The sequence below is a fragment of the Streptomyces sp. Da 82-17 genome (assembly GCF_046098215.1).
GTDB lineage: Bacteria > Actinomycetota > Actinomycetes > Streptomycetales > Streptomycetaceae > Streptomyces.
Window position 1 is genome coordinate 62,958 of sequence record NZ_JBJURH010000032.1, and the last position, 8,105, is coordinate 71,062.

The 8,105-nt window shown below is 73.1% G+C and carries 7 protein-coding genes and 1 pseudogene; 2 read left to right on the forward strand and 6 right to left on the reverse strand.

Translation table 11 applies throughout. From position 1 onward, the window contains the following. The first annotated feature begins 34 nt into the window (after positions 1-34). The gene (locus tag ACIDOF_RS35520) at positions 35-1,564 is read left to right on the forward strand and encodes an acyl-CoA synthetase (protein ID WP_409010367.1); all 1,530 of its coding nucleotides are present in this window, start codon (positions 35-37) and stop codon (positions 1,562-1,564) included. Between the two features lie 224 nt (positions 1,565-1,788). Here ACIDOF_RS35520 and ACIDOF_RS35525 read toward each other — a convergent pair. Continuing rightward, positions 1,789-2,638, reverse strand: a pseudogene (locus ACIDOF_RS35525) (EamA family transporter); the annotation flags it as partial. 232 nt (positions 2,639-2,870) lie between these two features. Here ACIDOF_RS35525 and ACIDOF_RS35530 point away from each other — a divergent pair. Beyond that, positions 2,871-3,824 (forward strand): LysR family transcriptional regulator, encoded by a 954-nt coding sequence (locus tag ACIDOF_RS35530; RefSeq protein ID WP_409010368.1) that lies wholly within the window; start codon positions 2,871-2,873, stop codon positions 3,822-3,824. A 53-nt stretch (positions 3,825-3,877) separates the two neighbouring features. On the opposite strand, the gene ACIDOF_RS35535 is transcribed toward ACIDOF_RS35530, so the two are convergent. The 5 genes from ACIDOF_RS35535 to ACIDOF_RS35555 form a co-directional block, all read right to left on the reverse strand. Continuing rightward, the gene (locus ACIDOF_RS35535; RefSeq protein ID WP_409010369.1) at positions 3,878-4,342 is read right to left on the reverse strand and encodes a hypothetical protein; all 465 of its coding nucleotides are present in this window, start codon (positions 4,340-4,342) and stop codon (positions 3,878-3,880) included. Positions 4,343-4,464: 122 nt separating this feature from the next. Further along, the gene (locus tag ACIDOF_RS35540) at positions 4,465-5,043 is read right to left on the reverse strand and encodes a GNAT family N-acetyltransferase (protein WP_409010370.1); all 579 of its coding nucleotides are present in this window, start codon (positions 5,041-5,043) and stop codon (positions 4,465-4,467) included. 51 nt (positions 5,044-5,094) lie between these two features. Then, positions 5,095-6,387 carry a phenylacetate--CoA ligase PaaK gene (gene paaK / locus ACIDOF_RS35545; RefSeq protein WP_409010371.1) on the reverse strand — a complete coding sequence of 431 codons (1,293 nt, stop codon included), beginning with the start codon at positions 6,385-6,387 and terminating at the stop codon, positions 5,095-5,097. Positions 6,388-6,572: 185 nt separating this feature from the next. Next, positions 6,573-7,382, reverse strand: a complete 810-nt coding sequence (locus ACIDOF_RS35550) for a polysaccharide deacetylase family protein (RefSeq protein ID WP_409010372.1) — start codon at positions 7,380-7,382, stop codon at positions 6,573-6,575. A 102-nt stretch (positions 7,383-7,484) separates the two neighbouring features. Then, positions 7,485-7,850, reverse strand: a complete 366-nt coding sequence (locus ACIDOF_RS35555) for a hypothetical protein (protein WP_409010373.1) — start codon at positions 7,848-7,850, stop codon at positions 7,485-7,487. Between the last annotated feature and the right edge of the window lie 255 nt (positions 7,851-8,105).

Sequence of the window (8,105 nt, forward strand, 5' to 3'; positions counted from 1 at the left end):
GACCGCCCGCCGCACCGCGGCCCAGGATCACGCCATGACGGACGTACGAGGCAAGGCCGACGCGCACGGCGGGGCGCACGGCAACACCGTCGACGGGCTGCTCCGCCGCAGCGCCCGCCGCACCCCCGAGCGCACGGCGCTCCGCTACGCCGACCGCACCTGGACCTACGCCGACCTCGACGACGCCGTGTCCCGCGCGGCCCGCGTCCTCCTCGACCAGGGCCTGCGCCCCGGCGACCGGGTCGGCGCCTACGGCCACAACTCCGACGCGTACCTCATCGGCTTCCTCGGCTGCGCCCGGGCCGGCCTTGTGCACGTGCCGGTCAACCACAACCTCACCGGCGACGACCTCGCGTACATCGTCCGCCAGTCCGGCAGCTCCCTCGTCCTCGCCGACCCGGACCTGAGCGGTCATCTCCCGGACGGCGTACGGGCGTTGGCGCTGCGCGACGCCGACGACGCGCTGCTCTCCCGGCTGTCGGCGGCCGCCCCGTACGACGGTCCGCAGCCGGGCGCCGAGGAGCTGGCGCAGCTGCTCTACACCTCGGGAACGACGGCCGACCCCAAGGGCGCGATGATGACGCACCGGGCCCTCGTGCACGAGTACGTCTCCGCGATCCACGCCCTCGACCTGCGCGCGTCGGACCGCCCCGTGCACTCGCTGCCGCTCTACCACTCGGCGCAGATGCATGTGTTCCTGCTGCCGTATCTCGCGGTCGGCGCGGAGAACACGATCATCGACGCGCCGCAGCCGCAGCAGATCTTCGACCTGGTCGAGGCGGGCCGCGCGGACAGCCTGTTCGCCCCGCCGACGGTGTGGATCGCGCTGTCCAACCACCCGGAGTTCGACAGCCGCGACCTGGGCGCGCTGCGCAAGGCGTACTACGGGGCGTCGATCATGCCGGTGCCGGTCCTGGAGCGGCTGCGCGGCCGGCTGCCGGGGCTCGCGTTCTACAACTGCTTCGGGCAGAGCGAGATCGGCCCGCTCGCGACGGTCCTCGGGCCGGACGAGCACGAGGGGCGGATGGACTCGTGCGGGCGGCCCGTGCTGTTCGTGGAGGCCCGGGTCGTCGACGAGTCGGGCAAGCCGGTCCCGGACGGCACGGCCGGTGAAGTCGTGTACCGCTCGCCGCAGTTGTGCGAGGGCTACTGGGACAAGCCCGAGGAGACGGCGGAGGCGTTCCGCGACGGCTGGTTCCACTCCGGGGACCTGGCGGTCCGGGACGCGGAGGGGTACTTCACCGTCGTGGACCGCGTGAAGGACGTCATCAACTCGGGCGGCGTCCTCGTGGCGTCCCGCCAGGTCGAGGACGCCCTCTACACCCACCCGGAGGTCGCCGAGGTCGCGGTCGTCGGCCTGCCGCACGAGCACTGGATCGAGGCGGTCACGGCGGTGGTGGTACGACGCGGCCGGACGGAGGTCACCGAACCGGACCTGATCGCCCACGCCCGTTCGACCCTGGCCCCGTTCAAGGCCCCGAAGCGAGTGGTCTTCGTGGACGAACTCCCGAGGAACGCAAGCGGCAAGATCCTGAAGAGAGACCTCCGAGCCCGCCTGTCCTGAACCCCCGCCCCGGCTGGGGAGCTGGGGCCCCTGAAAGGGGCGCGGGGAACTGCGCGAGCAACCACGACGGCGGGTCAGCCGAAGGGAGGGCCGGGGCCCCGGATAGGGGCGCGGGGAACTGCGCGAGCGACCACGACGGTGGGTCAGCCGAAGAACGACCCGGGGCCCGGGGCGGAGCCCCGGATCCGTTCGGCGAGGTCGGGGGGGGGGAACTACCGCCCACCCCGCCCCGGCTCAGGCAACGCCCCCGAAACGATCGCCCCCAACGCCAGCCCGAACCCCACGAGTTGAACAACCCCGAGCGTCTGCTCGAGCAGAACAGCCCCCAGCACCGCAGCCAACAACGGCGACAGCAACACCAGCACGGCGACCGACGCCACCGGCAGGGCCGTCGCCCCCCCGAAACCACACCGCGTACGCGAGAAGCCCACCGACGAGGCCGAGCCACGCGTACCCGAGCACCGCCGGCACCCCGATCGGCGGGAGCTCCGCACCTTCGAAGGCCAGGGTCAGCGGGACGAGGAACAGCCCGCCGGCGGTGAGCTGCCAGCCCGCGAGCGCGGTCGGACTCACCCCCGCCGGGCGCCCCCACCGTTTCGTGAGCGTGAGCCCGAGCGCCATCGTCGCCGCACAGCCGATCCCCGCGAGCACGCCGACCGTGTCGAACGCCGCCGCCGGGCCGATCACCACGAGCCCCACCCCGGCCACCCCGACGAGACCCCACCCGAGCCGCCACGCCGACAGCCGCTCCCGCAGCACCACCACCGCGAGCAGCGCGACGAGCAGTGGCTGGGCCGCCGTCAGGGTCGCGGCCACCCCGCCTGGCAGGCGTTCCGCGGCTATGAAGAGGAGCGGGAAGAACAGCCCGATGTTGAGCATGCCGAGTGCGCCGGCCTTCCCCCACCACGTCCCGCGCGGCAGCGTGCGGGTGAGGGCGAGCGCGATCAGGCCCGCGGGCAGCGCCCGCAGCACTCCGGCGAGCAGGGGGTGTCCGGGCGGCAGGAGTTCGGTCGTGACGACGTAGGTGGTGCCCCAGGAGAGCGGCGCGAGCGCGGTCAGCAGCGTACGGGGCAGTTGGCCACGGCCCACGCTGCCGCCGCCACGGCCGACTTCAGGGCCACGGGCATGGCCGCCTTCAGGGCCACCGGCACCGGGACGGCCGCTGCCACTCTCGCCCGACGTGTCGCCGGAAGCGCTCATTGCGGTTGAACTGGTCATGTCCAGAAGTCTCCGCCCGGCGGGATCGATGAGTCCAACACATCCTTGTCACTGCATCGATCGCGATTCGTGATGGAACGATGGGGGCATGGACCTCCAGCAGATGCGGTACGTCGTCGCCGTCGCCGAGACGAGCAGCTTCACCCGGGCCGCCGAGCGCTGCCACGTGGTGCAGTCGGCCCTGAGCCACCAGATCGCCCGCCTGGAGCGGGAGTTGGGGGCCCGCCTCTTCGAGCGCACCAGCCGCCGCGTCCGCCTCACTCCCGCCGGTTCCGCGTTCCTGCCCGCGGCCCGGCAGTGTCTGGACGCCGCCGACCGGGCCGCCGCCGAGGTCGCCGCCGCCGTCGGGGAGGTGCGCGGCCGGCTCGCGGTCGGCGTGATCCCGAGCGTCGCCGCCGTCGACATTCCGAGCGCCCTGCGCGCCTTTCACGAGCGCTATCCGGAGGTCCGGATCAGCCTGCGCGTGGGCGCGAGCGAGGAGTTCGTGGAGGAGGTGCGCGAGGGCGCCCTCGACGTCGCGTTCCTCGGCCTGCCGACGGGTGCGCACCCCGCGGGGGTGGGCGTGCGCGAGCTGGCCAGGGACCGGCTGGTCGCCGTGGTCGCCCCGGACCATCCGCTCGCCGGTGCGGGACCGGTCGACCTGCGCAGGCTCACCGACGAGGTGTTCGTGGACCTCCCGGCCAGGACCGCCGGGCGCGTCCAGTCGGACCAGGCGTTCGGCGCGGCCGGGCTGAGCCGTGAGGTGGCGTTCGAGGTGACCAACGCCGACTTCCTGGCCCGGCTCGTCGGGCAGGGTCTGGGCATCGCGATGCTGCCGGCCGGCTATGTCGCCCAGCTGTCCGGCGTGACCACCGTCGACGTCACGGACGCGCCGAGCCGTGTCGAGCACGTCATCTGGAGCCCCGACGGCCGTACGCCCGCCGCGTCGGCGTTCCTGTCCCTCCTCGGCGTACCGGACCCGGAGCATGAGGGGCGGGCGGGGCGTGACGTCTCCGGTCCCGGCCGGGGCGAGGGGCACGCTCACGCCGTCCGCCGGCAGTGATGCTCAAGGCACCCACCGGCAGTGATGCTCAAGGCACCCACCAGCAGTGACGCTCACAGTGCCCACCGGCAGTACAGCCGGAGCCCGGACGCGGACGCGCGCGAGGCGAGGTCGGCGAGCAACTCCAGTATGTGCGCGCAGGTTTCGGCGGTCAGTCCGCACTGCTCGAGCTCCTCGGTGCGCGACCACGGCCCGGCGGCCGCGGTGAGCGCGGCGGGTGTCGCCGTGACAAGGGCCGTCTGCAGGGTGTCGGACACGCTCAGCACGAACGCGCCCTCCGCGGCGGGCGAGGAGAGCAGCTGCCCGACGCGGGGCCGCTCGGACACCTCGTCGTACGGGGCATCCGTCAGGATCGACTCCAGTCGGGCGAGGACCACGACCGGGTCGATGCCCTTCAGCGGCTGCACGTCGAGCGGGGGCCCGCCGTCCGTGCGCGGGGCGCCCAGGCCTCCGGGCAGGTCGAGCACGGCGACGGCCGCGGCGTCGTCGGGGGCGGAGAAGTAGTCGCACATCACCATGCCGTCGATCCTCGCACCCGCCACTGACAAGCGCGCCGCCCCCGCCCGGAGGGCCGAACTCCGGAACGGGTCGCGGGCAGGGCGAGTGGCGGGCGCGCCCCCCAACTCCCGTACGTACGGCCCTACATGGGGAACGACCGCAGTCGCAGGGCCCCCGCCGGCCAGGCGGCCCCGGTGCCGTCGGCGGCCTCGTGCAGGGGCTGCCACATGGTCCGCAGGGGCATCACCACCGGGCCCTCGTGCTGCTCGACCGTCACGTCCTGGTCGAGGAGGCGGAAGCCGAGCCGCGCGTACAGCGGGACCAGCGGCGGGCGGCAGAACAGGAAGGCGTGCCGCGGGCCCATCGTGCGGGCGTGGTCGAGCGCGGCTGCCACGACCTGCCGGGCGAGGCCGCGCCCGCGGACGTCCGGGGCGACCGCCACGCCGCCGACGCCGACCAGCTCCAGGTCGTCGTCGCCGATCGTGACCGGCACGCGCAGCAGACCGGCGTGCGCCACCAGGCGGCCGTCGAGCCGGATACCGAAGTGGACGTCCTTGGGCAGCCAGGTCAGGCCGGTGTCGGCGACGCCGAAGAGGTCGTCGCCGTCGCCGAGGATCTCGACGAGGTCGGAGCGTGAGAACTCGGGCAGCCGAACTGCCGAGGCGGCGGGAGGAGTTGTGGGGGTCGGGGATGTCGTCCGGGTCAGGTGAGCATCAGCCATGCGGCCATGATCCCGTACGCCCGAGGGACTTTCCCACCCCGTGGGGATCGGCTACCTCGGTCGTTCGTCCACGATCCGGCGGAACTTGCCCACCGAGCGTTCGAGGGTCTCCGGGTCCACGATCTCCACCGCGACGGAGACGCCGACGCCGTCCTTGACGGCCGCCGCGATCGAGCGGGCCGCCTCCGCCCGCTGGTCGGGGGTCGCCTCCGCGCGGGCCTCGGCGCGGACCGTCAGGGCGTCGAGGCGGCCCTCGCGGGTCAGGCGGAGCTGGAAGTGCGGGGCGACGCCGGGGGTGCGCAGGACGATCTCCTCGACCTGCGTCGGGAAGAGGTTCACGCCGCGCAGGATGACCATGTCGTCGCTGCGGCCCGTGATCTTCTCCATCCGGCGGAACGCGGGGCGTGCCGTGCCGGGCAGGAGGCGGGTCAAGTCCCTTGTGCGGTACCGGATCACGGGCATCGCCTCCTTGCTGAGCGAGGTGAAGACCAGCTCGCCCTGCTCGCCCTCGGGCAGCACTTCGCCGGTGAGCGGGTCGACGATCTCCGGGTAGAAGTGGTCCTCCCAGATGTGCAGGCCGTCCTTGGTCTCCACGCACTCCTGGGCGACGCCGGGGCCCATGACCTCCGACAGGCCGTAGATGTCCACCGCGTCGATCGCGAACCGGTCCTCGATCTCGCGGCGCATCTGCTCGGTCCACGGCTCGGCGCCGAAGATGCCGACTTTCAGGGACGTGGAGCGCGGGTCGACGCCCTGCCGCTCGAACTCGTCGAGCAGCGTCAGCATGTACGAGGGCGTCACCATGATGATCTCGGGGCGGAAGTCCTGGATCAGCTGGACCTGCCGGGCCGTCATGCCGCCGGACGCGGGCACGACCGTGCAGCCCAGGCGTTCCGCGCCGTAGTGGGCGCCGAGGCCGCCGGTGAACAGGCCGTACCCGTACGCCACATGGACGATGTGGCCCGGTCTGCCGCCCGCCGCGCGGAGGGAGCGGGCGACGACGTCCGCCCAGGTGTCGAGGTCGCGGTCCGTGTAGCCCACGACGGTGGGGCGGCCCGTCGTACCGCTGGAGGCGTGGACGCGGCGGACCCGGTCGCGGTCCACGGCGAACATCCCGAAGGGGTAGTTGTCCCGCAGGTCCCCCTTGGCCGTGAACGGGAAGCGGGCCAGGTCGTCGAGGGTGCGGCAGTCCTCGGGGCGCAGGCCGGCCTTGTCGAAGGCGGCGCGGTAGAACGGGACGTTCTCGTACGCGTGCCGCAGGGTGCCGCGCAGCCGCTCCAGCTGGAGGCTGCGCAGGCCGTCCAGGTCCAGGCGTTCCGCCGCGTCGAGTTCCGCTGCCGTCATCGCGCTTCTCCGTCCCACAGCCCTGCGGTCACTCCGACGCCGCCGCTGTCAATCAGCACGAATCGGACGACCGATCATTCGGTTGCTCTGTCGGTGTTCAGTTATCCAGGGGGTGGGCGGGGGCGTCAAGACGTGTGACGTGATCTTCGCGGGGCCGGACGGCGGTGGGTGAGGGAGGGCGAGGCTCAGAGGTAGTCCTCGATACGGGCGACCGCGTAGCCCTGATCGGTGATGGTGCGCAGCAGCTCGACGGTGAGCTCGGTGAGGGTACGGCCGCCGAGGCGGTCGGCGGGGAAGAAGTGGAAGAGGACGATCTCGCCAGGGCGGAGCCGGTCGCCGCCGTGGTCGTAGCGGAGCCCGTCCGGCTGCATGTTGACGCCCCACATCACGGAGGCGCGCAGTCCGCAGTCGGCGACGGCACGCAGGGTGGTGGCGTCGAAGTGCCCGCGCGGCGGCCGGAAGAGGGTGGGCGACTGCCCGAACTCCCGCTTCAGCCGGTCCTGTTGACCGCAGATCTCGGCCCGCTGCCGCGCGTACGGCAGTCCGGTGAGGCTCGGGTGGGTGAGGGTGTGGTTCTGTACGCGGTTGCCGCCGTGGCGCAGCCGCTCGAAGTACGCGTAGTCGTCACCGGCCATCGAGTCCGTGAGGAACATGCTGAACGGCACCCGGAGTTGCCGCATCAGCCGCGCGAACTCCGGGTCCTTCGCGATGCCGTCGTCGATGGTGAGGAACACGACGCGGTCGCGGGTCGGCACCCGGTCCACACTCGGCGCGACGGCCGTCCCGTCGGGCCGGGGAAGGCGCGGCTTCTCGCGCGGCGGCGACGGGGCCGGGAGCAACCGGGGCAGCGCAGGGCCGGTCGAGGGGGCGGTCGAAGGGGCGGGACGGCCGCGCTCGGGGCGGTCCGTCGGGTCGCCGGCACATCCGCCGAGCAGCAGGAGCACGACCCCGAAGAGCCCGACCACCCACCACCGGCCCACCATCACACCGCCCACCGCCTGGCCTCCCTCGCACACCCGCGTACGGACCTTGCCACCGGGCGGGCCACATCGGGGTGAGCGACAGGTGAACTTACGGTTCGGGCGCGGGTGTCGGGCTCAACCGGCGAGGGCGAGGGTCGCTACCGAGAGGACGACGACGCCGATCGGGGCGAGGGCGCTGAAGAGGATGCGGCGGGGGGAGTAGCGCTCGGTGCGGGGGAGGGCGAAGGCGGCGAAGAGGAGGCTGAGCAGGACGAGCAGCGCGATCTGGTAGAGGGTGAGGACCACGTCGGCGGAGATCCCGCCGTGGTCCTCACCGGAGGTGACGCCCAGGATCACGAAGATACGGGCGATGAACGCCAACGGCAGCGTGATCAGCGTCGAGGTCACGGGGCCCAGGAAGGGCAGGGTCGCGGGCGCGTCGAGGTCGCGGGGGATGTGAGTGGGGGCAGGAGTGGTCGGGGTGGCGGTGGGGTCGGTCATGCGGCCATCCAAGCCGGTGGGGGTGGGGTGGGGCATGAGCGGTTGTACTCAGATCGGGGGCGGGGTGGCGCGGGTTTCTTCCCCTCCCCGCCCCTTCCCGAAAGTCCTCAGCGGACGGCTCCGGGGCTGAGCCCCCGGCCCCGCTTCGGGGCTCCGCCCCGGACCCCGCCGGGGCTCCGCCCCTGGCCCCCATCGCGCTCCGCGCTCGTCCTCAAACGCCGGACGGGCTGGGAATGCTCGCCGTTCAGCGCCGGA

Coding starts and splice junctions, on each gene's coding strand:
- ACIDOF_RS35520 (WP_409010367.1), top strand. CDS start 35: ATGACGGACGTACGAGGCAAGGCCGACGCGCACGGCGGGGCGCACGGC.
- ACIDOF_RS35530 (WP_409010368.1), top strand. CDS start 2,871: ATGGACCTCCAGCAGATGCGGTACGTCGTCGCCGTCGCCGAGACGAGC.
- ACIDOF_RS35535 (WP_409010369.1), bottom strand. CDS start 4,342: ATGGTGATGTGCGACTACTTCTCCGCCCCCGACGACGCCGCGGCCGTC.
- ACIDOF_RS35540 (WP_409010370.1), bottom strand. CDS start 5,043: ATGGCTGATGCTCACCTGACCCGGACGACATCCCCGACCCCCACAACT.
- paaK (WP_409010371.1), bottom strand. CDS start 6,387: ATGACGGCAGCGGAACTCGACGCGGCGGAACGCCTGGACCTGGACGGC.
- ACIDOF_RS35555 (WP_409010373.1), bottom strand. CDS start 7,850: ATGACCGACCCCACCGCCACCCCGACCACTCCTGCCCCCACTCACATC.